Annotated in this window: 28 protein-coding genes; 9 read left to right on the forward strand and 19 right to left on the reverse strand. The window is 38.1% G+C overall.

Annotated elements, in window-relative coordinates; genetic code table 11:
- Positions 1 to 137: 137 nt before the first annotated feature.
- On the forward strand, positions 138 to 695 hold the full coding sequence (locus tag J2Y03_RS12615; RefSeq protein ID WP_310194594.1) for an undecaprenyl-diphosphatase: 558 nt from the start codon (positions 138 to 140) through the stop codon (positions 693 to 695).
- Here the strand turns inward: J2Y03_RS12615 and J2Y03_RS12620 are convergent.
- The 6 genes from J2Y03_RS12620 to J2Y03_RS12645 form a co-directional block, all read right to left on the reverse strand.
- A complete protein-coding gene (locus tag J2Y03_RS12620; protein WP_310194596.1) occupies positions 687 to 1487 on the reverse strand; it encodes an alpha/beta fold hydrolase in 801 nt (266 codons plus the stop codon). The genes J2Y03_RS12615 and J2Y03_RS12620 overlap by 9 nt on opposite strands.
- 229 nt (positions 1488 to 1716) lie before the next feature.
- A complete protein-coding gene (locus J2Y03_RS12625; RefSeq protein WP_310194599.1) occupies positions 1717 to 3054 on the reverse strand; it encodes a YjiH family protein in 1338 nt (445 codons plus the stop codon).
- A gap of 128 nt (positions 3055 to 3182) precedes the next feature.
- Positions 3183 to 4190, reverse strand: coding sequence for an agmatinase family protein (locus J2Y03_RS12630; RefSeq protein WP_310194600.1), 1008 nt, complete (start codon positions 4188 to 4190; stop codon positions 3183 to 3185).
- Positions 4162 to 5460: an imidazolonepropionase gene (gene hutI, locus J2Y03_RS12635; RefSeq protein WP_310194601.1), complete on the reverse strand. Its 1299-nt coding sequence runs from the start codon at positions 5458 to 5460 to the stop codon at positions 4162 to 4164. The genes J2Y03_RS12630 and hutI overlap by 29 nt, the downstream gene beginning before the upstream one ends.
- Before the next feature lie 12 nt (positions 5461 to 5472).
- On the reverse strand, positions 5473 to 7146 hold the full coding sequence (gene hutU / locus J2Y03_RS12640; RefSeq protein ID WP_310194602.1) for a urocanate hydratase: 1674 nt from the start codon (positions 7144 to 7146) through the stop codon (positions 5473 to 5475).
- A gap of 197 nt (positions 7147 to 7343) precedes the next feature.
- On the reverse strand, positions 7344 to 8825 hold the full coding sequence (locus J2Y03_RS12645) for a helix-turn-helix domain-containing protein (protein ID WP_310194604.1): 1482 nt from the start codon (positions 8823 to 8825) through the stop codon (positions 7344 to 7346).
- Between the two features lie 186 nt (positions 8826 to 9011).
- Here J2Y03_RS12645 and J2Y03_RS12650 point away from each other — a divergent pair, with 186 nt between their 5' ends.
- A complete protein-coding gene (locus J2Y03_RS12650) occupies positions 9012 to 9422 on the forward strand; it encodes a VWA-like domain-containing protein (RefSeq protein ID WP_132095682.1) in 411 nt (136 codons plus the stop codon).
- Positions 9423 to 9496: 74 nt separating this feature from the next.
- Here J2Y03_RS12650 and J2Y03_RS12655 read toward each other — a convergent pair whose 3' ends face one another.
- From J2Y03_RS12655 to J2Y03_RS12680, 6 genes are all read right to left on the reverse strand, one after another.
- Positions 9497 to 10288: a hypothetical protein gene (locus tag J2Y03_RS12655; RefSeq protein ID WP_396954208.1), complete on the reverse strand. Its 792-nt coding sequence runs from the start codon at positions 10286 to 10288 to the stop codon at positions 9497 to 9499.
- A 130-nt stretch (positions 10289 to 10418) separates the two neighbouring features.
- Positions 10419 to 11723 (reverse strand): UDP-glucose dehydrogenase family protein, encoded by a 1305-nt coding sequence (locus J2Y03_RS12660; protein ID WP_310194609.1) that lies wholly within the window; start codon positions 11721 to 11723, stop codon positions 10419 to 10421.
- A 1-nt stretch (position 11724) separates the two neighbouring features.
- The gene (gene galU / locus J2Y03_RS12665; protein ID WP_310194612.1) at positions 11725 to 12630 is read right to left on the reverse strand and encodes a UTP--glucose-1-phosphate uridylyltransferase GalU; all 906 of its coding nucleotides are present in this window, start codon (positions 12628 to 12630) and stop codon (positions 11725 to 11727) included.
- A gap of 140 nt (positions 12631 to 12770) precedes the next feature.
- Positions 12771 to 13547, reverse strand: a complete 777-nt coding sequence (locus tag J2Y03_RS12670; RefSeq protein WP_310194615.1) for a HipA family kinase — start codon at positions 13545 to 13547, stop codon at positions 12771 to 12773.
- The gene (locus J2Y03_RS12675; protein WP_310194616.1) at positions 13525 to 14658 is read right to left on the reverse strand and encodes a glycosyltransferase family 4 protein; all 1134 of its coding nucleotides are present in this window, start codon (positions 14656 to 14658) and stop codon (positions 13525 to 13527) included. The genes J2Y03_RS12670 and J2Y03_RS12675 overlap by 23 nt, the downstream gene beginning before the upstream one ends.
- An 80-nt stretch (positions 14659 to 14738) precedes the next feature.
- A complete protein-coding gene (locus J2Y03_RS12680) occupies positions 14739 to 15749 on the reverse strand; it encodes a protein kinase family protein (protein ID WP_310194618.1) in 1011 nt (336 codons plus the stop codon).
- A 384-nt stretch (positions 15750 to 16133) separates the two neighbouring features.
- Here J2Y03_RS12680 and J2Y03_RS12685 point away from each other — a divergent pair, with 384 nt between their 5' ends.
- From J2Y03_RS12685 to J2Y03_RS12695, 3 genes are all read left to right on the forward strand, one after another.
- Positions 16134 to 16742, forward strand: coding sequence for a TorD/DmsD family molecular chaperone (locus J2Y03_RS12685; RefSeq protein WP_310194621.1), 609 nt, complete (start codon positions 16134 to 16136; stop codon positions 16740 to 16742).
- 89 nt (positions 16743 to 16831) lie between these two features.
- On the forward strand, positions 16832 to 17023 hold the full coding sequence (locus tag J2Y03_RS28935) for a molybdopterin dinucleotide binding domain-containing protein (RefSeq protein ID WP_396954201.1): 192 nt from the start codon (positions 16832 to 16834) through the stop codon (positions 17021 to 17023).
- 544 nt (positions 17024 to 17567) lie between these two features.
- Positions 17568 to 18824 (forward strand): MFS transporter, encoded by a 1257-nt coding sequence (locus J2Y03_RS12695; RefSeq protein ID WP_396954209.1) that lies wholly within the window; start codon positions 17568 to 17570, stop codon positions 18822 to 18824.
- Between the two features lie 47 nt (positions 18825 to 18871).
- Here the strand turns inward: J2Y03_RS12695 and J2Y03_RS12700 are convergent, their stop codons facing one another.
- A complete protein-coding gene (locus J2Y03_RS12700) occupies positions 18872 to 19912 on the reverse strand; it encodes an ATP-grasp domain-containing protein (RefSeq protein ID WP_310194630.1) in 1041 nt (346 codons plus the stop codon).
- 167 nt (positions 19913 to 20079) lie between these two features.
- Here J2Y03_RS12700 and J2Y03_RS12705 point away from each other — a divergent pair, with 167 nt between their 5' ends.
- Positions 20080 to 20757: an SOS response-associated peptidase gene (locus J2Y03_RS12705; protein WP_310194632.1), complete on the forward strand. Its 678-nt coding sequence runs from the start codon at positions 20080 to 20082 to the stop codon at positions 20755 to 20757.
- Positions 20758 to 20798: 41 nt separating this feature from the next.
- On the opposite strand, the gene J2Y03_RS12710 is transcribed toward J2Y03_RS12705, so the two are convergent.
- On the reverse strand, positions 20799 to 21293 hold the full coding sequence (locus J2Y03_RS12710) for a flavodoxin domain-containing protein (RefSeq protein WP_310194635.1): 495 nt from the start codon (positions 21291 to 21293) through the stop codon (positions 20799 to 20801).
- Positions 21294 to 21702: 409 nt separating this feature from the next.
- Between J2Y03_RS12710 and J2Y03_RS12715 the strand changes: the two genes are divergently transcribed.
- Entirely contained in the window at positions 21703 to 22134 is a 432-nt protein-coding gene (locus J2Y03_RS12715; RefSeq protein WP_310194636.1) for a hypothetical protein, read from the forward strand.
- Positions 22135 to 22165: 31 nt separating this feature from the next.
- On the opposite strand, the gene J2Y03_RS12720 is transcribed toward J2Y03_RS12715, so the two are convergent.
- The 4 genes from J2Y03_RS12720 to J2Y03_RS12735 form a co-directional block, all read right to left on the reverse strand.
- Positions 22166 to 22834 (reverse strand): YfjL-like protein, encoded by a 669-nt coding sequence (locus J2Y03_RS12720; protein WP_463675878.1) that lies wholly within the window; start codon positions 22832 to 22834, stop codon positions 22166 to 22168.
- A 120-nt stretch (positions 22835 to 22954) separates the two neighbouring features.
- Complete coding sequence (locus J2Y03_RS12725) at positions 22955 to 23302, reverse strand: metal-sensitive transcriptional regulator (protein ID WP_310194641.1); 348 nt, start codon at positions 23300 to 23302, stop codon at positions 22955 to 22957.
- 119 nt (positions 23303 to 23421) lie between these two features.
- The gene (locus J2Y03_RS12730) at positions 23422 to 24159 is read right to left on the reverse strand and encodes a GTP pyrophosphokinase (RefSeq protein ID WP_132095655.1); all 738 of its coding nucleotides are present in this window, start codon (positions 24157 to 24159) and stop codon (positions 23422 to 23424) included.
- Between the two features lie 29 nt (positions 24160 to 24188).
- The gene (locus J2Y03_RS12735; RefSeq protein WP_132095653.1) at positions 24189 to 24854 is read right to left on the reverse strand and encodes a TetR/AcrR family transcriptional regulator; all 666 of its coding nucleotides are present in this window, start codon (positions 24852 to 24854) and stop codon (positions 24189 to 24191) included.
- Between the two features lie 262 nt (positions 24855 to 25116).
- Between J2Y03_RS12735 and J2Y03_RS12740 the strand changes: the two genes are divergently transcribed.
- A complete protein-coding gene (locus tag J2Y03_RS12740; RefSeq protein WP_165903220.1) occupies positions 25117 to 25278 on the forward strand; it encodes a hypothetical protein in 162 nt (53 codons plus the stop codon).
- Positions 25279 to 25549: 271 nt separating this feature from the next.
- Positions 25550 to 25726 carry a hypothetical protein gene (locus J2Y03_RS12745; protein WP_310194644.1) on the forward strand — a complete coding sequence of 59 codons (177 nt, stop codon included), beginning with the start codon at positions 25550 to 25552 and terminating at the stop codon, positions 25724 to 25726.
- Positions 25727 to 25774: 48 nt separating this feature from the next.
- Here J2Y03_RS12745 and J2Y03_RS12750 read toward each other — a convergent pair whose 3' ends face one another.
- Positions 25775 to 26512: a protein-glutamine gamma-glutamyltransferase gene (locus tag J2Y03_RS12750; protein ID WP_310194645.1), complete on the reverse strand. Its 738-nt coding sequence runs from the start codon at positions 26510 to 26512 to the stop codon at positions 25775 to 25777.
- Positions 26513 to 26589 lie beyond the last annotated feature (77 nt).

The raw sequence follows: 26589 nt of genomic DNA on the forward strand, positions 1-26589 counted from the left end.
AGTTCAAGAAATGTCTGTTCTTGCGCTTTCCCAAGAAATACACAATAATTTCCCGAATTTTCAAAAAAAGAAACCGCTTACATATTTAATTGTATTATGGAAAAAATATTGTCAGCACAATTTAAGGAGGCATTATCATGGACGACAAAATATTTAGAGCATTAAATCAATTCACTGGTAAGTACCGTTCTGTTGATATTTTTATGATCATGGTTTCTAAGAAACTCCGATATGTATTTGCGTTTTTGTTGGTAATTATGTGGCTTCAAGATAAATTTCATAAAAGAATCACATCACTTGCTGGAATTTCTGCCATCATTACATTACTGATCACAAGTTTGATTAAATTGATTTACTTCAAACCTCGTCCATTTTCAAGGAACAGGGTAAATCTATTAGCACCAGTGCCTTCAAACAAAGATTCTACCTTTCCTAGTAAACACACGACTATAGCTTTTTCGGTTGCCATTTCAGTCCTTCTTTACAAGCGCATATTAGGTTACATCCTGTCCGTATTAGCGTTCTTATCAGGTATATCTCGTATTTGGATGGGACAGCATTATCCCTCTGATATTATAGGCAGCGCATTGATAGGCAGTATAGTTGCTATAAGTGTTAAGTTTACTTCAGGCATTTGGGACCCCTTTATTACAAGAGTTATCCATACCTACAATCGTTTCATTTCCTTAAGATAAATTTAGTTTCTTAGCTTTTTTCTCGTTAGGTAGTTGGACAAAATCGAAAATCAATTGGTTTAATTCTCGCGCTGCTTTTGTAGGTATCTGATGTTTTTCTTTAGAAAGGAACTTTAATTCATTACATGGCAATTTTTCTCTTAATAAATTGGCATAGCGATGAAATGATTTATCTTTCTTACCATAGACCAATAATATTGGAAGTTCAATATTTTCTAGCTGATTCGTACAATTAAATTTCAAACTATATTGGTAATATTGTTTAATATTTTGTGCATTACCTTTAACTGCTTCATTGTACAATTTTCTAAAGGTCTCTTTAGTATCGGAATTTCCCCATGTTATAGTATGTGCCAGAAAAGAAAATGTCCTAGGATTTGCAAGTTTAACAGCTAAAGAAATCCTTTTCTTCATATAAAAATCACTCACTTCCGACATTCCACTTACTAAAATGCTTCCAAAGGCTCTGTCGGAATAAGTCAGCATAAATTCTAAGGCAATAGAAGCTCCTGTCGAATATCCGCATAAGTAAGCTTTTTCTATCCCTAAATGATCTAATAAATGTTTAATATCTTCCACAATTAATGGATACGTAATTGGTTTAGTTGAATACTGGCTTCTTCCATGCCCTCTTATATCAAAGGAAATCACTTTAAAATCATGAGATAGTTCATCCATTTGGTATCTAAAATTCTCACTTGTAAGTAAAGGTGGATGGATACAAACGATAGAGGTTCCATTTCCTTTTACATTATAATACAGGCTAGCACCGTTCACATCCAGCATTGGCATTATCTATTCACCTCAATAATCATTTTATTAAGTACATTTCAGGATAAAGGAGGTTTGCAGAATCACTTTATGGATTATATTAGACCTGCTTTTGTTATTATACCTTCATTTGTCAGTCAGAATTCATAGCCAATTAAAAGGAAGTTCATCAGCCATCAACTTCCAAAAGAAAAAAACTGTTCTCTTATAAAAGGAACAGTTTTTTCTTTTGGCTCTGTTAATCTTTCAATTAAAGGAACAAGAAAGCAATTGGCGTTACTAAAATTAATGTTAAAACTGTCCGTTCAAACCAAATTACGATTAACTTTGGAATACTTATCGGTATTTCAGTTGAAAGGATACTAGGAATAGATGCCGAAAAGAATAGAATGGATGAAATGGCAACCGTTGCGATGATAAACTTTGTTATTAAAGGTGCATCGACTACGAGTAGCGCAGGCAGGAACATCTCAGCAATTCCAACTGCAGAAGCTTTTGCTGCAAGGAAGGGTTCTGGAATTTGTAAAGCCCAAGTAAATGGATAAAAAATATAGCCTAGTATATCAAATACAGGTGTATATTCAGCCAAAACTAAACCAATAAGTCCGACAGATAAAATGGACGGTAGAATACCCATGGTCATAATAAACCCATCTCGTAGGTTTTCCCATAAATTCTTCCCAAGACTTAAGGAATTGTTCGCCCCTTCCATTGCATGTTTCCATGCATGCTGCAAAAACTTTTCCTTAATCACTACTTCTGGGTCTGCTTTATCCGAAATATACACTTCGCTCATTTTATTTAGTGGCCAAAGTCTTGCGGTAAGTGCGGTAACTACATACGTGATCACTAATGAGACCCAAAAATACAAACCCCATAGATGCATAATACCGAGAGTTTTCGCTACCACAATCATAAATGTTGCTGAAACGGTTGAAAACCCCGTTGCGATAATCGCCGCTTCCTTTGCCGTGTATTTTCCTTCTTTATAAAGGCGGTTGGTCATTAATAATCCAAGAGAGTAACCACCTACTAAATCAGCTACCAAATCTACAGCTGAACGTCCAGGTGTTTTCCATATCGGTCTCATGATCGGCTGCATTAGTACCCCGATAAATTCTAGTAAGCCGTATCCGATAAGGAGCCCTAAAAATAAAGAACCTATTGGAACAACTAGACCTACAGATACAACTAACTTTTCAAAAAGGAATGGGCCCATATTTGGAGCCATCAACCATGCAGGTCCTACCTTAAAAAATATTAGAATGGAAACAAGAAATCCTAGGACTTTTAAGATAGAAAAGACCATCGTGACCTTGTCCTTATTCCATGTTTTTGAAATAAAAGGATAAACAGCCCCTAATAAAATAACAATAAAAGCATAAACAGAGACGAAAGAAGGGAAACTTTGTTTAATCCACGTTACCATATGATCAATAGGAATTGACGAAACATTATTTAAGGAAATAGGAATAAAAAACATAAAACTTCCTATTAAACTATAAATCACAAATTTCAGAATATTTCTAGTAGAATAAATTTGTTTAGCATTTGGTTCAACCTTTATCTTAATATTCGGTGCACCCATACCCATCCCCCTAGTATAATTTACCTTCCTAATTTCATCCAATTTGTCCACCTGAGGTGGACAAATTGGATGAAATGTCTTTTTGTGGTGCCTGTCACCGTAGCTATCTATTCGATATCAACCGCTATCTATATGCTAGCACCTTGTCGAAGCATGACTCCCGTTAGGAAAGTTAGGAATACGTGTGTTCCTAGTTTGACTGTTTGCTGGACGAGTGTGTCTTTAAATGGATCTAGGCAGACGATGTCCATTGCTTTTACTTTTGGGTGCTTTCCTGCTACTAGTACTCCTTCTAACAATTCTTCTGTTGTCATGCCCCCCGGCGTTGAGGCCGGTACCCCTGGAGCATAGGCAATATCCAGAACATCCATATCTACGGTTAAGTAGATGGTGTCAACCTTTGAAGATAATTCCTCTAAGCACTGTAACACAGTTGCCTCGATGCCCTTCTTTCTTGTTTCACGAAGAGTGAAATAGTTGACTCCTTTTTCATCAGCATACTGTTTTAAATCCTTCGTATTAAAAAATCCATGCAGACCAATGTTGTACATATTGCTGCCTTCCACCACACCGCTCTCTATTAAATTGCGCATGGGAGTTCCATTGGAAGGACCATTATCTGACATATCTCTTAAATCAAAATGGGTATCAAATTGTAAGATCCCAATCTTTTCAGTAGGCTTTGCCTCGTGCAATCCCTTCACCATCATTGCTGTGATCGAATGGTCACCACCAATACCACACACCTTCGAACTTTGAAAATGGCTATGCACCAATGCAGATGCCTGAATGATGTTATCATGACATTTACCAATATCCGTCACATGCATCGGAACATCTCCGGCGTCAAGTACAGTCATTTCTGACAAATCGACATCATCTTCTAGATTATAAGTAGTAAAGCTCCGCCACGAGCGTCTAAAGGCCTCAGGAAATTCAGATGCTCCTGAAGCACTAATCGATGAACGGGACAATGGAACACCGAGAACCACCACCTCGGCGTTCTTGCTCTCTTCAGGATCAGTTGAAGCAGTAATCGGCTGAATCCATTCATGAACCTTAGAACCTTTCCCGCTCTCAGGCCTCACCCACGTAAAGCTTGGTGGATTAATGGTTGGATAGAGAAAGCTCTTCAATTAATTGACCTCCCCTGACAACTACCTTTCCATTTTTCACCACAGTATGTGTGTGATTCACTCCGTAAGAGTATTGAAGCTTCATAAAATTATCCACATTTAAAATTGTAATGTCTGCCTTTTTCCCAACCTCTAAACTGCCAATTTCTCGACCTCGATTGATTGCATGTGCAGCATTGATTGTTGCAGCGGTAATAACCTCAGCTGGCGTCATTCCCATTTTCAAGCAGCCAAGATTCATTATGAATGGCAGCGACACGGTTGGTGACGAACCGGGGTTACAGTCGGTCGACAATGCAACGGGTACACCTAAATCAATCATTTTTCTGCCATTCGCTGACTCAGCCATTAAAAAGTAAGCTGTCCCCGGTAGTAACACACCGACTACACCTTTTTCGGCCATCGCTTTAATGCCTTTCTCAGATGCCTTCAATAAATGGTCTGCAGAAATCGCCCCAACCTCTGCGGCTAGTTCTGCCCCTTCATATGGTTCAATTTCGTCAGCATGGATTTTCGGAATCAGTCCGTGAGTCTTACCTGCATCAAGAATTCGCTTTGATTGCTCAGGGGTAAAAACGCCATGCTCACAAAAAACATCATTGAATTCTGCTAAACCCAGCTCCGCTACCTTTGGTATCATTTCATTAATGAGATGCTCCACAAATTGCTCAGGATTCTCTTTATACTCTTTTGGTACGGCGTGGGCGCCCATAAAGGTAGGAACCACATCGATGACATGCTTTTCATTTAGCATTTTCGCCACTTCAAGCTGTTTAAGTTCCGTTTCCCACTCCATCCCATAACCACTTTTCGCTTCAACCGTTGTCACGCCATGACGCAGGAATTGATTTAAGCGTTCAAAGCTTTCTTCAAAAAGCTCTTCATGGGAGGCTGATTTAGTTCTTTTAGTTGTTGCGTGAATCCCACCGCCGCTATTCATGATTTCCATGTAAGTGGCTCCTTGCAGCCTCATATTAAATTCATTTTCCCTGCTTCCAGCAAAAACAAGATGGGTATGGGGGTCTACTAGTCCTGGTGTTACAAGCTTTCCACTCGCATCCACTATCTCCGCTTCATCAAGACGGGTTTCATATTTTTCAAAAAGTACCTCATCTTTTCCTACTGCACATATGACACCGTTCTCAATCCAAACACTGCCATTTTCAATAACACCAAGCTCAGACATCGCTTCCTTTACGAGGGGAGCCTGTGAACTCCCCTGTAATGTCACGAGCTGAGAAGCATTTCTTATAAAAATTGGCTTACCCAACCATATCACCTCTTAGTCTTTATTCAGCATTGGCATTTTGATGCCTTTTTCCTTTGCTGTTTTAATCGCAAGTTCATAACCTGCATCGGCATGACGGACAACGCCCATACCAGGATCTGTTGTTAGTACACGTTGTAAACGGACTTCTGCATCCTTTGTACCATCTGCTACAATTACCATACCGGAATGCTGAGAATAACCCATTCCTACTCCGCCGCCATGGTGAAGGGAAACCCAGCTCGCACCGCCAACTGCATTGATCATGGCATTGAGAATTGGCCAGTCAGAAACGGCGTCACTGCCATCCTTCATTCCTTCTGTTTCACGGTTAGGAGATGCAACAGAGCCTGCATCTAAGTGGTCACGGCCAATAACAATCGGCGCAGATACTTCACCTGACGCAACCAGGTCATTAATGATTTTTCCTAAGCGGGCACGATCCCCATATCCAAGCCAGCAAATACGAGCGGGAAGCCCTTGGAAGCTGATTTTTTCCTGTGCCATTCTTACCCATTTACAAAGGTGCTCATCATCCTTAAATTCACGAAGGAGCACTTCATCAATTTTTCGAATATCCTCAGGATCTCCAGACAATGCTGCCCAGCGGAATGGCCCTTTTCCTTCACAGAATAATGGGCGGATATAGGCTGGTACAAAGCCTGGAAAATCAAACGCATTTTCTACCCCCTCGTCCTTTGCCACCTGACGAATGTTATTACCATAGTCAAATGTAATAGCGCATTTTTCCTGCATATTCAACATAGCCTTTACATGAATTGCCATGCTTTGCTTTGATAGTTTTACATATTTAGAAGGGTCTTCTTTTCTAAGTTCAGCGGCTTCTGCTAAGCTGTATCCAACTGGAACATAACCATTTAAAGGATCATGAGCAGACGTTTGGTCTGTCAACACATCTGGGTTAAAACCTTTTTCAATCATAATCGGTAAAATCACCGCTGCGTTACCAATAAGCCCAATCGAAAGTGCTTTTCCAGCTCTCTTTGCCTCCATTGCAAGATTAATAGCCTCTTCTAAATCGCTGGTTTTCACATCTAGGTAAGCGGTTTCAATTCGGCGGTCAATTCTTGTTTCATCGACATCAATCGCCATGCACACACCATCATTCATCGTTACTGCTAACGGCTGAGCCCCACCCATGCCGCCTAGACCGGCAGTTAATGTAATCGTATGTTTTAAGGAACCGTTGAATTCTTGTCGTGCAAGCTCTGCAAACGTTTCATAGGTTCCTTGGACAATTCCTTGTGTTCCAATATAAATCCAGCTTCCAGCAGTCATTTGTCCATACATCATTAAACCTTTTTTATCAAGCTCATGGAAATGCTCCCAGTTTGCCCAGGCTGGAACTAAATTGGAGTTTGCAAGCAATACACGAGGTGCGTCCTTATGAGATTTAAATACAGCAACTGGTTTCCCGGACTGAATTAACAGAGTTTCATCACTTTCTAATTCAAGCAACGATTTTACAATGGCATCATACGACTCCCAATTACGAGCTGCCTTACCAATTCCGCCATAAACGACTAAATCCTCTGGACGTTCTGCCACCTCTTGATCAAGGTTGTTCATAAGCATACGAAGTGCAGCTTCTTGAATCCAGCCCTTTGCATGTAATTCTGTTCCTTTATAATTTTTGATTACTCGTGATTTTGCTGTATTTGTTTCCAATATTCTCACTCCCTTAAATACTTTTTCTACCCCTTCATTATAAAAATAAAATCTTCTGAAAAATACAAATCAATCATTAGAAAATCTAAACTATTTATCTATATGATTAGCTTTTTTTTAGCCTAAAACAATATTATTTTTAGAAAAGGGTGATTTTTTTAGAAAAAAAATAAGACTCTAAGTCTGAGTCTTATCACTTATTCCCTATTCATTCGAAATTCTCTCGGTGACAATCCAACTAATTCTTTAAAGATCCTGCTAAAGTAATTTGGATTTTGAAAACCAACTAATATTGCTATTTCCTTTACTGGTTTACTTGTTTCTAAGAGTAAACGCTTAGCTTCTTTCATTCTTATTCCCGACAGTATCTCGGTGAAGCTTCTTCCTGTTTTTGTCATCAGCAAATGACTGAAATAGGAGGGATTGCGATTGACATACTTGGCCACATCCTCAAGTTTAAGTTCACCATTAGTGAAATTTGACTCAATATAGGAAATTCCGCGCTCAATGGGATCCTGTTTATACAACTGCTGATTCTTACCTGCACCCAAAAATATTTTTTGAATAAACAAGATTAAATTTTGTACGGACCGATAGAGAACACTATCATACAAAATCGAATGAAAGATATCACGGTATTCATGTTCGTAAGTTTGCTGTTCATCTAAATCGTAAGTTTTCATAAATCGTCTTATTTGTGCGAGAATGCTAGTTAGCCTAATTCTTACCAAACCCGGATCAGGAAAAGGATCCTCCGATTGAAGAAATTCATTGTATAACCATTTTTTTATACTTTCTAAATCATGATTTGTCAGCATGTCAATCCAAGCCCTTTGTTCAGGAGGAGCTAAAAAAGGATCGATATGTATCCAGTCCGGGGTGTACTCGAAGTCAACAATCTGTCGATAGCCGCGGTAATAGGTAATCTCCAGCATTTTACGCGTTTCAATATATTTTTCACGGAGGCTCAAATGGGCAAGTTTTCCATCACTGACCACAATCGCTAGGGGTTCTGAGAATTCCTCCTCCCACCTTCTCATCGCCTTCTGACACTGTTCTTTGCTATTTTGACAGTTTTCCTTAAACAAAAGGACAACAATATCGCTCAAAGGAAAAATACCATGTATATCCTTAAAAGGGTATTCTGATAAAAAGGAATATAAGATTCCGACACTCGCTATCGTTTCAATTTTAAACGCTGCCATTTTATAATCATCTGAAACAGCTGGCTGCGAAATAAACAGTGCTTCATAGGATAAGTCTTTAAATAAATTAGCATGAGGAAAACCATTATTATCATGTTTTTTGTCAAGAACCCTGGCTGCTTTTTGATAAGCTGATTTTGCCTTTGTTGCAGAAAATGGTTTAATCATCAAATCTAGGGCCTGGAGGTCGATTGCCAAGCGTGCTTTTTCAAAGGTAGCCTCTGCACTCGTTAACAGCAGGATAGGTTGATAAATCTGCATCAATTCTCTGAAGCTTGACCAATTTTCCCTGCTAACCATATCTAATTCTAAAAGGACGATATCTGGTGACTCTTTTTCAAAAATAACAACAAATTCCTGATAATTGGAGGCTAATAGAATACTTGTCACAGGGATGGAAGAAGATTTTAACAGCCATTTTAATCCTTCACGTTCATTTAAGTCACGATCTGCAATTAGCCATTTTCCCTCCAACTTACTCTCCTCCAATCTAAAAAAACTGCTAGTAATATAATAAAAGTATACCTTCAATCAAAAATTCCACAAGTTTTTTTAATCTCATTTTCTTATTCATGAAATGCAATAATTTCATTCGAATGCCCCTGTTCATTATGAGCATAATAATTTTTGTGACTTACAAACGAGAGGAGAATGGATTGGGTGAAATGGCACAAAAATCTTTTGAAGATTATTCAGGACCGCCAAGAAAAGAGACTTGCTGTGATGGTGGATACCTCGACAAATGAAACAAAAGTAGAATTAATCGCAAATGTCGTAAAATTTTTTAAAGAATTAACTCCTGAAACTATTTTAATTCAAGCGGATTTTAAAATTAGAACGGTGAATCCAATAACGGAGGAAACAGAAATAAAGTATCACACACACGGTAAAGCCTCTTATACATTAGCGTTGGAATGGGCTGAAGAAGAGAAAATCGAAACCGTTTTTTATATTACAGATTTAACAGGATTCTTACCAGAAGAAATGCAAGTCCCCTATGAGGTGTATTGGCTCGTACCGACTGAATTTGTTCCAAAGGCACCTTTTGGAAAGGTAATGAAAATTGTGTAGATATTATTCTCTTTATTAATGAAATACTCCTCAGCAAACACAAGCAAGCCACTTGTTGAGGAGTATTATAATCACTAACTTTTTACAATTTTCGATGGATTGTTGACTTTATACAAAACGGCAGTATCGACTATAAATTCTTCTTCTACATCCTTACCTTTTGCCAGTTTCTTTTTCGCCACTTTCCCATCAAATTCAAGCAGATCTCCCGGTGCCAATTCGAATTTCTTTAGTGTTTTACTATGGCTGCACCAAGCAAGACCAAGCTCAATCGGTGGCTCTTGTAAAATTTGGACATTTTCTAGGACGACCACTTCATCATTTTCTTCATTAAATGGGTTATACGTTAGCGCAAACTGTTTGACACTAGCAGTAAAATGTACCTTATCTGCCGGAAGCTCGATTTTTGGTTCTTTCTCCTTTTTAGGTTTGGCTGTCTTTGCTTTTTTAGGTTCAGGTTTTGTTTCCTGTTTTTCTTCCTTCATTTCAGTAACAGCCGCGTGTTCTGTTGTACTAAAATCCTTCTCCTCAACCTGCAGCATACTCTCCCTGCCGAAACTCGATGATTGCATTTCTTTCAGAAAAGCAGGATGAATACAGCTCAAGTTCCCATCCTGAAACTCGATGACAAGCGTGTTAAATTCATCTGACTTTCCGTAGGTTTCGTATCCCTTAATCGTCACCACGCGCTGGTAATTCCGTTCCTTAAACAAAAACTCCCGCTTCGCCTCCTTTGCAGACGAAAGCCCCCACTCCTTCAACTTTCCACGATAATGCTCCTCATCACGAAAACCCTCAAAATCCCCTTTAGGAGGTACATAACGAGTCAAACCACTCCGCTCCAATTGCTCATGCTCAATAACCATAACAATCACCGTATTTCTTATGTATTTTGATTTGCTCACTTTTTTATTGTAGCAAAGATTTCTTGTAATGAAAAAAGCTTTAGGCATGATTTTTGCCTTTGGACTTAACCGCATAGATCATGCCTCTTATTTAAATGATGATGGCTGGTTTTCCTATTGGATAGTACTCTACCGAACCACAAGCCCGGATTGTTTCTTCAGGAAAACAATTTCTGCCATCAAAGATAATCGGTTCTTTCATTTTCGCCAGCATCTCTGCTACATCTATACTTTTCACTTCTTTCCACTCAGTCACAATCAATACAGCGTCTGCTTCATGAACCGCTTCGTCAATGGAACCAGCATATTTAATACTATCTCCAATAATTTTTCTCGCATTATCCGTTGCGACAGGGTCATAAGCGACGACTTCTGCCCCGTATTTTGTTAGTGCAGCGGCAATAGGGATGGATGGTGCTTCTCTCATATCATCTGTTTCTGGTTTAAAGGCTAGTCCAAGCATGGCGATTTTTTTGCCTTTTAATCCTCCAAACCTCTTTAATACCTTCGCAACTAATACTTCGCGCTGGAAATCATTAATCGCTATGGTCTCTTTTAATAAAGGAAATTTCACCCCGTTGACACCTGCGGTATGCAGCAAGGCTTTGACATCCTTTGGAAAACATGAGCCACCATAGCCGATTCCGGCATACAGAAACTCCTCTCCTATCCTCTTATCCTTACCCATTCCGCGCGCTACATCTTGCACGTCTGCCCCGACGGCTTCGCATAAATTGGCAATTTCATTGATATAACTAATCTTCGTTGCTAGAAATGCATTCGAAGCATATTTTATCATTTCCGCACTTTTTGTACTTGTTATAATGACTTCCACATTTAACGGACGATACATCTTTTGAATTTTACTAGCAGCTTCTTCATTTTCAGAACCAATTATGATCCTATCAGCCTTCAGCGTATCATCTATCGCTGATCCCTGTCTAAGAAATTCAGGATTTGAAACCATTTTCACTGGAAACCCACAATAGTCTTCTATCAATTTTTTAATAAAATCATTTGTTCCAACAGGTACCGTACTCTTAATGACAATGATTGTATCGTGGTTTATATACGAAGAAATATCTTTGGAAGCTTGTACCAGATAGGAAAGGTCCGCTGCACCATCATCACCCTGTGGCGTTCCGACCGCAACAATAATAATTTCTGCGTTAGCTAACGCTTCAGGTTGGGAGGTTGTAAATTTTAATTTTCCTGCTGCCATATTCATAGTTAGTAAGTCATCTAGACCTGGTTCATAGATTGGTGATATACCCTTACGTAATTGAACAATCTTTTGTTCATTTATATCCAGGCATGTGACCTGGTGGCCAATTTGGGATAAACAAACACCGGTTGACAGCCCTACATAGCCTGTACCTAAAATAGCAATCTTCATTTCAATCAGTCTCTCTTTTACTAGTTTGGAGGTTTTCTTTTATATTGACTTCCTGTAAATAGTCTAATACAGCTTCCCTGATATCTTCCCGGCTTAAAGCGAAATCGATTGTGGCCTTAATAAAACCAATTTTATCGCCAATATCATAGCGGTTCCCCTTAAAATTATAGGCGAAAACAGCTTGTTCTTTATTCAGTTCATTGATGGCGTCTGTCAGCTGTAATTCTCCCCCTCGTCCCATTGGAATTCTCTCTAAAATATCAAAAATCTTCGGACTCAAGACATAGCGTCCCATAATCGCAAATCTTGAAGGGGCTTCCTCTATACTGGGTTTCTCAATCAGCGAATCAATATGGAAAAGGTCCGACTCAATCATCTCTCCCTTTGGCTTAATAATTCCATATTTGCTGACATCGTTATCCGATACCGTTTGAACGGCTACAACTGAACTATTATAATATTCGAACACATCGATGACCTGCTTTAAGCAGGGCGTTTCCGACATCACGATATCATCACCCAGTAAAACCGCAAATGGTTCATCGCCAATGACGCTTTTCGCACAAAGAATAGCATGTCCCAAACCAAGCGGTTCTTTTTGACGGACATAAACGATATTTACTAAGTTTGAAATCGTTTGAACTTCTGCTAACATTTCAAGTTTGTTTTTTTTATAGAGAGTGTCTTCAAGCTCATACGATTTGTCAAAATGATCCTCAATGGACCTTTTTCCTCTGCCGATAATGATGATAATTTCTTCAATACCAGAAGCCACGGCCTCTTCGACAATATATTGAATGGTCGGTTTATCAACAATCGGCAGCATTTCTTTTGGCTGTGCTTTCGTGGCTGGCAAAAATCGAGTTCCGAGGCCTGCTGCTGGAATAATGGCTTTACGGATTTTCATATGCTTCCTCCTTTCCTTAGCTCCTTAATCCTTTATATGCATATGGACAACCATCGGTCACGTTAGTAACCTAGTAATCTATATTCATGAAAGTACATTTCTTAAAAATAAAACTCCCTTTTTAAAAGAAGCTAAGGGAGTCATTTTTCTTTTGCATGTATTGGCCGATAAACCCTTTTAAGAAACCTTTCCATCAACTTTTTGAGTATTCTTTTTCGACGAGTTACCAGCGCACTGACAATCGCTTTTTTTTCTTCACTCGTAACCTGCCAATCCTCCGGAATGAGTGCCACAATTTCTTCTATTAAATGAATAGGCAGGGTTTGAATGATTTCTAGCTGCTCATAAAAATCCTGCTCATACTCAATAAAACATGCCATGATTTGATGTGTACCGCTTTTTAGTATCGTGATAGGCAGCGATTCCATATCGTCAAGAGTCCAATTATAGGATGCAAACACTTCAGCATGGTCGATAATCCACAACCGATATGAATTTGGTGTGTCATCACATAACACAATGTTTTTCCTCGTTCGATCTCGATTGCACATCCAGTAGTCGAATAAAATAATGCCAGCGAGATTTTCCACGTTGGAAATAGCAGGAACCTCGGTAACCTGATGCCCATCAAAACAATCTGGTAGGTGAAGACTAGCAAACTGAAACTGTGTTTGAGTCATTTGAGAGAGTTCGGGATAGTTGGAGGAAAACTCTTGTGGTATTTCTACCAATCGTGCAAAAGGTATCGGCAGACCGAGGTAACGTGCTAGACAATAGGCGACCCACTCATTTGCCAGCGTTTTTTCAAATCCAGGCTGGAAGTACTTCACGACATAATCACGCCCGTCATCAAAAGTTATCAAATGTGCATTCGATTTTCCTGCAAGTGTTTCCTTAAAAGCCACTGGCTGAATCATTGGATTTCCCCTCTCTATCGTGAGCAGAGTCTTTTCCGGCAATATTTTTCAACAAATGGACATATTGTTCCGCAACCACTTCTATCGCAAACTTTTCATGGACACGTGCGATAGCTGCCTCTGACATTTGTTGATGGATGACTGGGTTATCAACGATTTCATTAAGCTGTTGGACCGCATCTTCGACATTTTGACCACGGAATAGCAATCCGTGCTCACCATGGACAACCAATTCTGTAACGGGCATCATTTTTGAAGCAACCACTGGGACACCACACACCATTGATTCAATGAAGGTATTCCCAAATGATTCCGTCTTTGTCGTTGCCAGTGTACAGCCGCCGGATTGTCGAATTTTCGCATAAACATGCGGCATATGGTGATAAGGTATAACCGGAAACCATTTGACAATGTCCGTCAGCTTCTCCTCCTGCAATTTCGCGGCGAACTCCTCGCGCTGTACACTTTGAGCACCGCCAATGACCCAAAATTCTATATCATCCCTCTGACCTTTCATGAGCTTAGCCACTTCAATCAGCATTTGCCAGTTTTTACGTTTGTCTAATCTGCCAATCCAGCCGATAATCTTTTTACCATTTGGCAGGATAGGGTCACGGTCAAAATTTATTTCCTCAGAGGATAAAGCACGGTAAAAAGAAGTATCAATCCCATTGTAGATCACATGAATCGGAATCTCATCGGTTATTATCGATACTAATCGCTTTTGATAGTGAGAAGGAACGATGATGGTTTCTGGATGTATCCCTCTAAACGATTTTAATTGAGGAATTAACTTTATCAGCTCTGGTGTACGTGCCTCCACCAATACTGGACCTTTATATTTTGCTTTACGAATCCATTTAAATGCAGCACCTGTGTCAACCACAATAATGGCATCATAGTGATTGTCTTGAATAATTTTAATAATTTTCTTTTCATCCTTGGTTAAATAAACGGGAGCAACATCCTCCATAATGTGAAGCCCGCCGTGATCTGTCGTGTACAAAAACTCCGTATCAATTCCATGTTTTTTAAAATAAATCGAGCGGTTGCGCCAGCCAGCATTCACCCCGCCCACTGTGAGCAGACGCCAAATTACTAATACTTTCATTTTCGTTTCTCCTCGTTTCATTGGGCTCCTTCCTCAGATAATTGTTGGGTTCTTAAGCGCCCCTATTGGTACAATTTATTTTAGTGACGGCGTTTACCTCTACCACCTTTTGCGCCTTTTCTGCGTCTATCTTTTTCTCCCTCATAGCTTTTACCCCTATTGTGGTCACGATCACCTCGTGAATGTCGTTCCCCTTTGAAACCCCTTTTACCATCATAGTCTCTTTCGCTTTCTGGGTACCTTTCCTCAAAGCCATGTTCGAGTTTGTCCCAATGCTCATCTATTTTGGCCATGACTTTTTCTGTGTTTACCCCTCGTGCAAGCATGGTTTTGATCCATTCTTCCTTGAAAACCTTATGAACGAGACCCTGCAGTAGGTTCACATAATTACTTTCATCCGCTGTTGTCAACAGGCTATTACTAAGATTTTTTATGGTTTTTTTATCCGGTTCCTGTGGAAGAAGTAAAGCAGTAATTTGCCGTGAAATTTCCTCCATACGGATGTAGTGGAGCCACTCCATATATAATTCCGGTGCCATTTCTTGAACATGAGCCATAAAAATGGCTTTATTTTCTTCCCCTAAGGATGTCAATAATTTCCGCGGATATGGATAAACACGATCACGCCAAATGGTTCTCGCCACATCAATGACCTTCAAACTTCCATCCGGCTGCAGGTAAATCTGCCGCTTATGATGATCAATTCGCTCATATCCAATTTTCTTAAACGTAATTAACATTTCAATTAATTTTTCCGAAAGTGCATTTGTTAATGGCTGCGATTGTAAATACTCGCGTAAATCCACCCCTCTGATAATCTCCATCACGATATAGAGCGGTCCTTTCCCATAGAGCTTTGGAAATAGAGAAGTCTGCTGTCCAAGTGATAAAGCATAATATTCACGGTCACAATCCTCGGTATTACCAAATACCTTGACACAGATGTCATTGGTTAATTGAAAAACCGCTCCTTGTCGGCCTTTTCCCATCATCTCTAAGGGAGTGTTATTCACTACATCGACATCAGCATTAACCAAGTTGGTTACTTTAATGTTTTTCATCCATTGTTCTAAATTCTTCTGACTATACATATTTTCCCTCCTTCCTTTACAAAGTTGGCAGTTTGATAAAATTATGAATATGGCAGTTCAAGTGCTTGTCTATTTTTAAGACCTTAGTTTTTACTGCATACTATAATAAATTCAATTGGGTGAGAAAGGGGAAAGGCATCTGACTATATAATGAAAAATGTATACACAAACCTGTCTAGCACTGCTGGATAATCATTATCAAAATCCACATTTTGTTAGAAAAGTAGTGAACCTTGTATAACATTTTATAAATATCATTTCGCAGATTTTTTCTTCAGATACTATTAGGTATATGAACGTAGAAAAGGGGATTTTATGTCTATAAATGAGAACAAAATCACTAATGAATCTCACCTCTTACAGAGCAGGTTATATCTAAATCAATTGATTCGATTTGTTTTTGATTTTCCGCCAGATAGGGATGCTTTTTTAGAAGTATCGAATCAACCGCAGTTCCAATCTCTATGTGAAATCAGCAATGCATGCAGGACCATCCAAAAAGGTATTCAGCCTCTTCTGACACAAAATGGTGAATACATGAAACGATTGCAAGAAGAATATAACCGGCTGTTTGTAGGTCCAAATGTGCTGCCCGCTCCTCTTTGGGAGTCAGTTTATTTAGATAAAGAACACCTCCTATTTGAAGAAGTAACCCTGACGGTTAGAGAGTGTTACCATCATTATGGTTTATCTTTCATCCGTGAAGGAAACGAGCCTGACGATCACATTGTAATAGAATTAGAGTTTCTCCACGTTCTTATCAAAAAAACACTCGAAAGCGACAATCTTGATACTCAGAATAAACTATTAGCTGATCAATATTCCTTTTTAACCAATCATCTTCTAAAATGGTGCCCTATTTTTTGTGAAACATTGAGCAATTCAGCATCATTTGAATTATACCAGGGTGCCGCCCTGCTTTTAGCGGAGTACTTGGAATTAGAATATGAATTAATACCTGCCTTGAAGGAGGCACTATCCAATGCTCGATAAAAACCTATTAACAAAAATAGGCGAGAGGAGAGAAGCGTGGCATTCAAAAAGGCGATAAAATTAAAATTTATAATTATCGTGGAACGATTATGATTCCAGCTGAAGTCACCACTCGCATTATGCCAGGTGTGGTGGCCATGCAGGCTGGTGCCTGGTATAAACCCGATAAAAACGGTGTAGATACAGGAGGATGCGCAAACGTTCTCACCAGCCAAAGGATAACCCCCCTGGCAAAAGGTAACGCCCACCAAACCATGCTAGTCGAAGTACAAAAAGCATAGTATAACACCAAAAAGCCGGTTTTTACGAAACCGGCTTTTTACTATCCGCACTGTCCACCTGGGGTGGACAGTGTCTTTCTGTGGTGCCTGTCACCACTATTTTACTGACTTCTTTCTTCTCTGGATTACAAAGGAAGTCATCATAAATAATATACAAACTCCAAAAATCAAGATAAGTAATGATTTTCTTTTCATTTTTTGCTCCACCTCTAATCTAATAGACTATGGTAGTTACTACCTCGTTACAACTTCCCAAAAATAAACAGTACATTCTTTTACAATAGAGTTAAAATTATTGAAAAATTAACAATTATCCCCTTTAATTATTGTACAATTAAAGTACAGGTAGAGTTTTCCATGGGGTTAAGTATGAGTCGTTTACGAAACATTTAATAGCCAAAGGGGAGAAAAATAATTGAACAGTTACTGTAAAATTTGCGTTGGCACAGCATATATTTTGTTAAAGACAGAAATGATTTAGGAACTAGTTATAAAGGACAAATGTGTAATTTAAACTAAATAGGAGGAAAACTCTTTGAATCGAATGACGAAACAAGAAAAAAGCTGGGTTTTTTACGATTGGGCAAATTCGGCTTACTCGATTTTAATCACAACAGCTATTTTTCCCTTGTACTTTAAAGCAGCTGCGGATGGAGCAGGACTTGCAGGATCTACCTCTACTGCGTATTTGGGTTACGCGAATTCCTTTGGAACACTGCTTGTCTCCATTTGCGCTCCCATTTTAGGAACCCTAGGTGATTTTAGGGGATTAAAAAAGAGATTATTCACTTTTTTCGTCATTCTTGGAATTGCCTTTACAGCTATGCTGGCGGTTGTCCCCAGTAACCAATGGCTTATCCTCTTAGTCTGTTATATTGTTACCATTATTGGTTTTGGGGGAGCCAATATTTTCTATGACGCGTTCCTGGTAGATGTTACAAGTGAAGAACGAATGAATAAGATCTCTGCACGCGGATTTGCGATGGGGTATATCGGAAGTACCATACCTTTTATCATTGGCATTGCACTTATAATTTTATCTCAACAGGAGATTCTTCCCTTGTCTGTTACGGTCTCCACGCAAATAGCCTTTGCGATTACAGCCATTTGGTGGGGTACCTTCACGATTCCAATGTTAAAAAATGTTGAGCAAGTCTATTATGTCGAGCGGGCGGCAAAACCTATTTCAACTAGCTTTAAAAAAGTATTTCAAACCCTTAAACGAATTAAAGCCTATAAACCTTTGTTTCTTTTTCTTATTGCTTATTTCTTTTACATTGATGGGGTTCATACCATTATTACCATGTCTACTGCCTATGGTACTGACCTTGGTATTTCATCCACTAACCTATTAATCATTTTATTTGCTACCCAAGTAATTGCCGCCCCATTTGCGTTGTTGTATGGAAAGCTCGCAGATAAATTTACAGGAAAAAGAATGTTATTAGTTGGTATTTTTATCTATATTATTATTTGTATCTATGCTTATTTCATGAAAACAACCTTAGATTTCTGGATTTTAGCTATGCTTGTCGGCTCCTCCCAAGGCGGAATTCAGGCTCTAAGCCGCTCTTACTTCGCGAAGCTTGTACCTAAGGAAAATGCAAACGAGTTCTTTGGATTCTATAATATTTTTTATAAATTCGCCTCGATTCTAGGACCTGCTTTAGTTGGTTTTACTGCACAAATTACTGGTAATACAAACGCAGGTGTTTTTAGCTTAGTCATTTTATTTATTATTGGCGGAGCGGTTTTATTGCGGGTACCTGAAACCAATGAAAAAATCCAGGTACACAATTAAAGATCTTTAAAAGAGAAATGCCTTGGGATTAGCACCCAAGGCATTTATTAAGCAAAGAGATCTTTATCAAGTATCATTTCTTTTTCGAGATGACTTGCTCGAATACCAAATCGAGGTTTCAACTGCCCGATTTCATCACCAAGCAGTAATTTGATTGCCAGGTATGGAAGATTAAGGCCACTCAAGCAGCTGAAATGCATGCCCCCGCTCATTCGCGGGTTAATTTCGAGCAGCTTAGGTACGCCCTGATTATATTTAACCTGAATATTAAAGATAAACGGTAGTTGGTAATGATGATGAAATCGGTGGGCAAGTTGAATAAGCTCATGATGATCCACAATCTCTCTTATTCTGCCTTCCCCTTTCATCCTTGGAATCGCAGCATATAACTGATCATAAGAAGCAATACAATCAATGCTATATTCCGGTCCCTCTAGATATTCTAAAACCATTAAATCCGGGAAAACCTCTTGCTGGCTTAAAATCTCACATGCGTAATGGTATGGAAGACGACGGCTACTAGCCCTTCTAAAAAGTAGGTCAATACTTTCAATCTTATCCTCAATGACACGGAAACCAGTTGCCCCTTCACCGATTACTGGTTTAAAACAAACAGTATGTCCTTTATCCCTTAATGTTTGATACGCTATTTTGAAATCTTTTATATTATTGACCACGTAGAAATCGGGAATAGAAACAAGTTCTGCAGATTCCTCTCCCTTTTGCATAATGGAATGATACGCAGCAGCTTTATTGTCCAGTGTCTCCATTAATTCAGAATCTGGACATACTAGCACTTTCACACCGATTGCTTCAAAATCGGCGAGCCTTTTAGAAATCAGTACATTTTCTTTTCTAGGGATGAAAATATCTATTTTATGCTTGAGGCAAAATTCAAGACAGAATTCAATGTACTCGTCACCAGAAACGGATGGTTCCGTGAAAGCATAATCACAATATTGCAAATAGAGAGCATCCCTATTCGAATGAGTTCCAAAAAACACAAAACGCCTTCCTTCATCATTCTTACGAATCAACTCAATAAAATGGGTAACCGTTGTAAACCACCTATTAAACCAAATCCTCATACGCAACCTCCTTCTCGTTGAAATTCTCAAACTAAAAACCTTAAACATTATTCGCCTATAAATTCATTTTTATACATTTTATTCATAATTTGATGTATAAATGGGGACAAAATGTATATTGGGTGCCTGTCACCAAAATGATATAATAACGAAAAGGGGTGTTAGATATGTGCGGACGGTTTACGTTAACTGCGACGGTTGATCAGCTGATTGATCGGTTTGATGTTGAATTTTTTCTTCAGGAGGATGAGTATTTCCCCAATTATAATGTGGCACCTTCTCAATCGGTACTAGCTGTCATTAATAATGGGTCACAGAATAAGATGGGATTTTTACGTTGGGGATTAATTCCTCCCTGGGCGAAGGATATGTCGATTGGGTATAAAATGATAAATGCCCGTGCCGAGACATTGTCTGAGAAACCAAGCTTCCGTAATGCCTATAAGAAAAAACGTTGTTTAATTGTTGCGGATAGTTTTTATGAATGGAAACGTATCGATAGTAAAAATAAGATTCCAATGAGGATTAAATTAAAGTCGAATACATTGTTTGCCATGGCAGGTCTTTGGGAGAATTGGAAATCACCTGAAGGTAAATCGATCTATTCTTGCTCAGTGATCACCACCCATCCTAATGAGCTTGTTCAAAACATTCACGACCGGATGCCAGTAATCTTAAAGCCGGAAGATGAAAAATATTGGCTTGATCCTTCTATAACGGACACTTCTAAGCTTATTCATTTACTAATACCGTTGGAACAAGATTTAATGGAAGCCTATGAAGTAAGCCCTCTGGTTAATTCACCCAAGAATAATTCCATAGAGCTGATTCAAAGAATTTGTTAATTCCACTGAAAAATGCCTGACCCATGAAGGGTCGGGCATTTTTATGCAATGGCAAATGTTGAATTAATTTTCATCACAAAGGTCATGATGGCTGTTGTATCTAAATTCGATGTATCCACCGTAATGCCATTCACTTTTTTAACAATTTGTCTTTCTATGAAGTTCATTTTACTTACCAGGAATTCTCCACCAAAAATACCGTTTGCTACTGATACTTTTCTCAATTCCTCTGGGAATGCCGTATCAAATTGTTCAAGTGCAGTTTGTCCATCATGCCAGCAACAGAGAAAAAGACCTAGTTTTTTCGTTAAAAGTTCATCAAAATGTTTGCCGATAAAATGTTTTATTTTCCCTTGAATACTGCCTGCATGGATTGAGCCTCCTATGATTACAAAGTCATAATCTCGAACATCAAAAGTAATTTTATCTCGTTTTAAATCAACGGCTAAGACGTCTCCCTCCATCCACTCACTTAATAATTGGACAGCTCTTTCTGTTGTACCATGTGATGAGCAATAAACAATCAATGTCTTCATAAATCATCCTACCCTCCATGGAGAAATTTTGAACATTTTCTAAATCCAACTCACAATCGTTCTTTTGTTGTCTTTATTCTAAGTATAATACAGGCATAATAAATATCCCGGAAAAATATTGGCAATATTTCTACAATTACATCGCCAACTCACCATTCCTTATGACCACACCAATTTCTGGATTTACAGACCCTAGGCTTACTATCAAAAGACAATCCTGATTCTATTGTTTATGGTAATCTAGACTATCCTACCCTCTATCTCAACAGCTCTGCACAACACTGCAATATCCTATATGGTTCTTGTCGAAAGCCCCATGGGGATGATGAAGATACACTCACAACAGCTGACCTTTTAAATAGAAAAAGAATATACTAATTTAAAAGTTCGACCAAGCACTCTATTTCTTATGGGAGATCAAATCTATGCAGATGATGTCGCGGATCCATTGTTGTTGAACCTAGACCATGCCTTGGCCGTTAAAGCAGCAATTTCTTTTCAAGATGGTCGCAAACTAACCGTTAATCAATTTACTAGCAGTCCATTGAAAAACATGAGCTTTGGCGGCGTATGGGGAATTCTGATGAGACAAATTATGGCACTGAATGCTTTAAAAAGAAAACACAATGACATTAATCGGATATGTACTCCCTTTTATTACATTAAAGAAGTTGAAAAAGAGGATAAGTCGATTTCTTATTTATGGAAGGATCAAGTAAATTATCAATTATTAGATAATAAATCTATCATTGAAACAAACAACAATCTTGGCTTACTATTAATCAGAAGGAAAACATTAAAATACATCCTACTAAACCCTGCTCACCCATTAATACAATAGTAAAAATAGTGCTCCTTCAAACGTGGGAGCACTATTTTTCAATAATCTCGCCTTCTTCTGTGATAAAAAAGACCTTTGCATTTTCATTCATTTCGTTTTCATAATATCTAACTTCTATTAATACAGGGAAACGTGCTTCCTTTAAAAATAGACTAAGTTTCTTCATTTTTTGCACTTCATTTTGTTGATTCAGTAGTGCCCAGTTTGTTTTAATATCTATAGGAATGGAGGAAGTGAGGGTCGATATGTTCAATTCTTCATAGGTAGGAATGTTAGGACCAAAGATTTCCCCTTTGTCTTTTATTTGTTGGGCTTTAAACATTCCTTCATCCAAATCAGGGAATAATTCTTTAATTTGTCCTTTAAGGTTTCTAGCTAACTCTGTATCCCACATAACTTTCGGATAATTATCTAAATAACCTTCAGGGGAATCCATGTCTTGTTCAACGATAAATAAGAGGTTCGAGTTCTCTTTAGGGTAGGCATACCCTTGGTAAGTTTCGCTTAAAAAATTGTAACTAATTTTTCTTAGGACAAAATCAGTCTGATATTTTTCGGTAATATAGTTATACATATTTTTCTCATGTTTCTGTTTTTCCCAAGGTGTACCATAAAAAACTGAATAAGCATAAAAACTAAATATCAGAATGAGCCCAGCAAATATTAATAGGATTATTTTAGTCGCCTTTATCGCCCTCACCTCTGATTTATCAGAATATTATAACTATATTATTCTATGCGTTTTTTTCATATTCCTTCTTTATAAATCAATACTAGAAATAAAAAAATCGTACATAAAGTACGACCTAGAGATTGATATTTATTTCTTCATTAATTTGTGTATAGTAACCAAGACCTCATCTAAAACTTCATGGTCACCCTCTTGAATTCTTTCAATCACACATGTTTTCAAATGACCTTCTAGCAAGATTTTTGCAACGCTATTAAGTGCTGATTGCGTTGCTGAAATCTGTGTAATCACATCATCACAATAGGTATCCTTCTCAATCAAACCTTTAATTCCACGAATCTGCCCTTCAATTCGATTCAGTCTGGTAACGAGATTACTTTTCACTTTATCAGAATGGTGGCTTTTTCGGTGGCTGCCCTCAGTACTGCAGCAGGATTCATCATTCATCTCTTCCTCATTCACATGATCAAAAGACATTCAATCACCTCATTTTCTGTCATTATATCATACCCCCGTAAGGTAAAGCCATTATGCTCGAATAAGAAAAAACTGATATCCGTTTCCACTACTGAAAATTGTAAAAGGCTTTTTCATTTTTATTTAATCCCTAGTTTTTCTTCAATGAATGTCTCTAATAAATTGAGCTTGTTACTTCCGATTCCGAGAGTCAAAAGCATCTCATCAGCCTCATCCGCCTGTTTCATTTTAGCCATTTCTCTATGAAGACTTTCCATTTTCCGGTCCAAACTCCCAGCCATATCTGCTGTTGCTTTCAATTCATCCAGCATTTTTTGTGGGATTTCTTTATTGTATTTATAATAAATTTTATGTTCTAAGCTTGCCCAAAAGTCCATGGCAATGGTACGGATTTGTACCTCCACTAAGGTTAATTCCTCACGGTCGGACATGAATATTGGAATTTCTACAATCATATGCAGACTTTGATATCCATTTGGCTTTGGATTTTTTATATAATCCTTATACTCAATAATTCGAACGTCTTTTTGTTTTGCAATCATTCGGCTTAACTCATAGATATCAGAAATAAAGGAACAAGTTATTCTCATTCCTGCAATGTCTTTGATGTTTTCCTTAATACTTTCTAAAGAGAAATCAATACCTTTTCGTTGCACTTTTTTAAAAATACTTTCAGGTGACTTTAGCCGTGAATTTACGTGTTCTATTGGGTTATAGTCATGAATATAATTAAATTCATCTTTAAGAATATTAATCTTCGTTGTCATTTCATCTAACGCAAATTTGTATGCCATCATAAAGCGAGTTAGTTCAATTTTTATTGCTTTAAGATTCTTCAAATTAAAGCTGTTTTCCATTATTAGCTATTACTTCCTTTCAAACAACGTTACTTGATGTTATCTTCTTTTTCATCTGCCTCGGTTTGTAATTTTTTTATCACATCTGGAGGAAAAATCATTCGGCAAATTACCTTGGCGACTTCACGGTAATCGGCCTGTTTCCCGCATTGTTTCATTTTCTCTGGTGCATTTTCAGCTAAAATCATCATTGCCCATGTTACGGTGTTCAAATCAATATCCTTCCAGATAAGCCCATGATCATAAGCCTTTCTAATACCGAAAAGAATTCTATCATATATTTTCCGCTTGCCAGCTGCCAAAACCTCTGCAAACTCTGAATCCTTTGCCAGTAATTCAGGGAGCAACCGCTGTAGTCCCAGCACTTTTAGGCGCCTATCATATGCCTCTAAAAGTCCTGCCAATGTGCTTTCTGGGTCTCTAACACCCCATTTTGGTTCAGGCGGCATTAACAGCTCAATCTGATCTTCTAACAAAGCCATTAATAGCTGTCGTTTATCCGAAAAGTACCGGTAAAAGGTACCGGTTGCTACCCCTGCATTGGCGGCGATCTCTTTTGCCGTTGTATGCTCATATCCCTTCATAATAAACAATGCATGTCCACTTTTAAGTAACGATTCTCTTTTTTGTTGAGCTCGTTCCTGCTTAGGCAGTATGGGGAACTCGCCAACCAGATGGTCTTCTCGGTCTGACATTTATCTCACCTCATTAATATTATACCACAAAATAAAAATGTTGAACCATAGTTCATGTTTCCATTGACAGACTCTCTTTTACATGTAATACTTGAACTATAGTTCATGTTATTTTAATCTAAATGTTCACACCCCTTGGCATTGGTTGTAAATAACATGAACAAATTATTTATTTTTCGTTTATTTAGGACTTTTTACTCGCTTTTTTTGCCTTTATTCATATATAATATCTTATAATTAACTTTGGAAGGTGTTGATTAATATGGCAAACCAATCTGATAAAAAAGATATCTCAATCAACTCAAGTGTTTCACTAAAGGGAATTGTAAAAGCCATTTTCAAAGATACCGTACATGTACAAATTGGCGGTAAAATTATTACACTGCCAAAAGCTGATTTCATGTTAGATAAATCTATGAATTAAACAGTTTTATCCATAAAAAGAAAGCCCATTGCTTCGGAAGCAATGGGCTTTCTTTGTTTGACATATAATGATAACAAGCTCTTATTGGAAGGATTTAGCTTATTTTTTAAGGATGATTGAGGTAACTTACCGAGCGACCATGTCAGCACAGCTCACAGACTTATATGCCGTTTTATCAACATTGTTTGGACAAATTTACAGTGTTATCATAAGTACTGTATTATAAAAAGCCAATTCAGGCGATAAACCGGAGGGATTCATTATCCATTATTTGAAACTGAGGTATACCAATGAAATGGAAAAGGCGATGTTGAGTGCTCATGGAGTTTGTTATGAAGACTATAAACGTAAACTAAATGTGAGAATGGAAGTTGAAAAACGGCGCGAGCTGGACTACTTAATTAGTAAACGGCTTAGCGCAGACATTGACGGAAGAATTCACTTTTGAAATATATAAATATAGGGGGAGCATCCATTTTGGATGCTCCCTCTACTTTTAACGTAATAAAAAAATCGTTTTATAATTTGGTCTAGTTATCATCCGCATAAGATAGGCGGATTCATCGGGGTTATCTTTCCTTTTTCCATTTAAAAAGTTTATAATGGTCTTAGAATCTCGTATTCCTACTCCATGACCATAGAACTTGTCATCACCAAGAAAAACAACATTTTCAGCTCGCCACCATGGCTCATTTGGATTAAAATCAGGATTTTTAAAATGCAAAACATCACCAATAATGAAATCTTCACCATCTGTATGATAAACGGGTAAATCCTCATCAAATTGCCAATCCATTAAAAAAAGGCGCCTGAAGTAGGTATTAAATGCTCTCGGACCAATGGTATATAGGGCCGCAATGTACAACACAATGGCAATCCCCGTAGCACATTCAGTGGCATATAGCTTCCCATTTTTCAGTATATCTTCTATTCCTTCTGAAGGATTCACTCCCTCACGTAAAAGAAACCCTCCGTTTGCTAATCGATTCCAATATTTTTTGTTGGCAAAGGAATAAGCAAAAGTAGTAAACTTTAAACCGCTTTTTTCTAATGCCTTTGCTGCTTTTATCGTATTCACTCGAAATAATAATTCAAATTTTAGTTGCTGCAATGATTCATAGTAATAGATTACGGGATAACTTGCCATTTGTTCGATTATCGCCTTTTGCTCACTATTCGTTATTTCTTTACTCAGATCCTCAGGCTTAACAATACGGCCATTTAAACTAATCATTTGATTCCCCCTCCCTACACCATATGACCTCACACCTATTTACATGCAAGAAAATAGCCAGTATCCTGTGCATAAGG

This window comes from Neobacillus niacini (assembly GCF_031457145.1).
Taxonomy (GTDB): Bacteria; Bacillota; Bacilli; order Bacillales; family Cytobacillaceae; genus Neobacillus; species Neobacillus niacini_J.

Bases quoted from the DNA above. Each gene is read 5' to 3' on its own strand.
- J2Y03_RS12615 (WP_310194594.1), top strand. From the start codon at position 138: ATGGACGACAAAATATTTAGAGCATTAAATCAATTCACTGGTAAGTAC.
- J2Y03_RS12620 (WP_310194596.1), bottom strand. From the start codon at position 1,487: ATGCCAATGCTGGATGTGAACGGTGCTAGCCTGTATTATAATGTAAAA.
- J2Y03_RS12625 (WP_310194599.1), bottom strand. From the start codon at position 3,054: ATGGGTGCACCGAATATTAAGATAAAGGTTGAACCAAATGCTAAACAA.
- J2Y03_RS12655 (WP_396954208.1), bottom strand. From the start codon at position 10,288: ATGGTTATTGAGCATGAGCAATTGGAGCGGAGTGGTTTGACTCGTTAT.
- J2Y03_RS12660 (WP_310194609.1), bottom strand. From the start codon at position 11,723: ATGAAGATTGCTATTTTAGGTACAGGCTATGTAGGGCTGTCAACCGGT.
- galU (WP_310194612.1), bottom strand. From the start codon at position 12,630: ATGAAAATCCGTAAAGCCATTATTCCAGCAGCAGGCCTCGGAACTCGA.
- J2Y03_RS12670 (WP_310194615.1), bottom strand. From the start codon at position 13,547: ATGATTCAGCCAGTGGCTTTTAAGGAAACACTTGCAGGAAAATCGAAT.
- J2Y03_RS12675 (WP_310194616.1), bottom strand. From the start codon at position 14,658: ATGAAAGTATTAGTAATTTGGCGTCTGCTCACAGTGGGCGGGGTGAAT.
- J2Y03_RS12680 (WP_310194618.1), bottom strand. From the start codon at position 15,749: ATGTATAGTCAGAAGAATTTAGAACAATGGATGAAAAACATTAAAGTA.
- J2Y03_RS28935 (WP_396954201.1), top strand. From the start codon at position 16,832: ATGATTCCAGCTGAAGTCACCACTCGCATTATGCCAGGTGTGGTGGCC.
- J2Y03_RS12695 (WP_396954209.1), top strand. From the start codon at position 17,568: ATGACGAAACAAGAAAAAAGCTGGGTTTTTTACGATTGGGCAAATTCG.
- J2Y03_RS12700 (WP_310194630.1), bottom strand. From the start codon at position 19,912: ATGAGGATTTGGTTTAATAGGTGGTTTACAACGGTTACCCATTTTATT.
- J2Y03_RS12705 (WP_310194632.1), top strand. From the start codon at position 20,080: ATGTGCGGACGGTTTACGTTAACTGCGACGGTTGATCAGCTGATTGAT.
- J2Y03_RS12710 (WP_310194635.1), bottom strand. From the start codon at position 21,293: ATGAAGACATTGATTGTTTATTGCTCATCACATGGTACAACAGAAAGA.
- J2Y03_RS12715 (WP_310194636.1), top strand. From the start codon at position 21,703: ATGGGAGATCAAATCTATGCAGATGATGTCGCGGATCCATTGTTGTTG.
- J2Y03_RS12725 (WP_310194641.1), bottom strand. From the start codon at position 23,302: ATGTCTTTTGATCATGTGAATGAGGAAGAGATGAATGATGAATCCTGC.
- J2Y03_RS12730 (WP_132095655.1), bottom strand. From the start codon at position 24,159: ATGGAAAACAGCTTTAATTTGAAGAATCTTAAAGCAATAAAAATTGAA.
- J2Y03_RS12735 (WP_132095653.1), bottom strand. From the start codon at position 24,854: ATGTCAGACCGAGAAGACCATCTGGTTGGCGAGTTCCCCATACTGCCT.
- J2Y03_RS12740 (WP_165903220.1), top strand. From the start codon at position 25,117: ATGGCAAACCAATCTGATAAAAAAGATATCTCAATCAACTCAAGTGTT.
- J2Y03_RS12750 (WP_310194645.1), bottom strand. From the start codon at position 26,512: ATGATTAGTTTAAATGGCCGTATTGTTAAGCCTGAGGATCTGAGTAAA.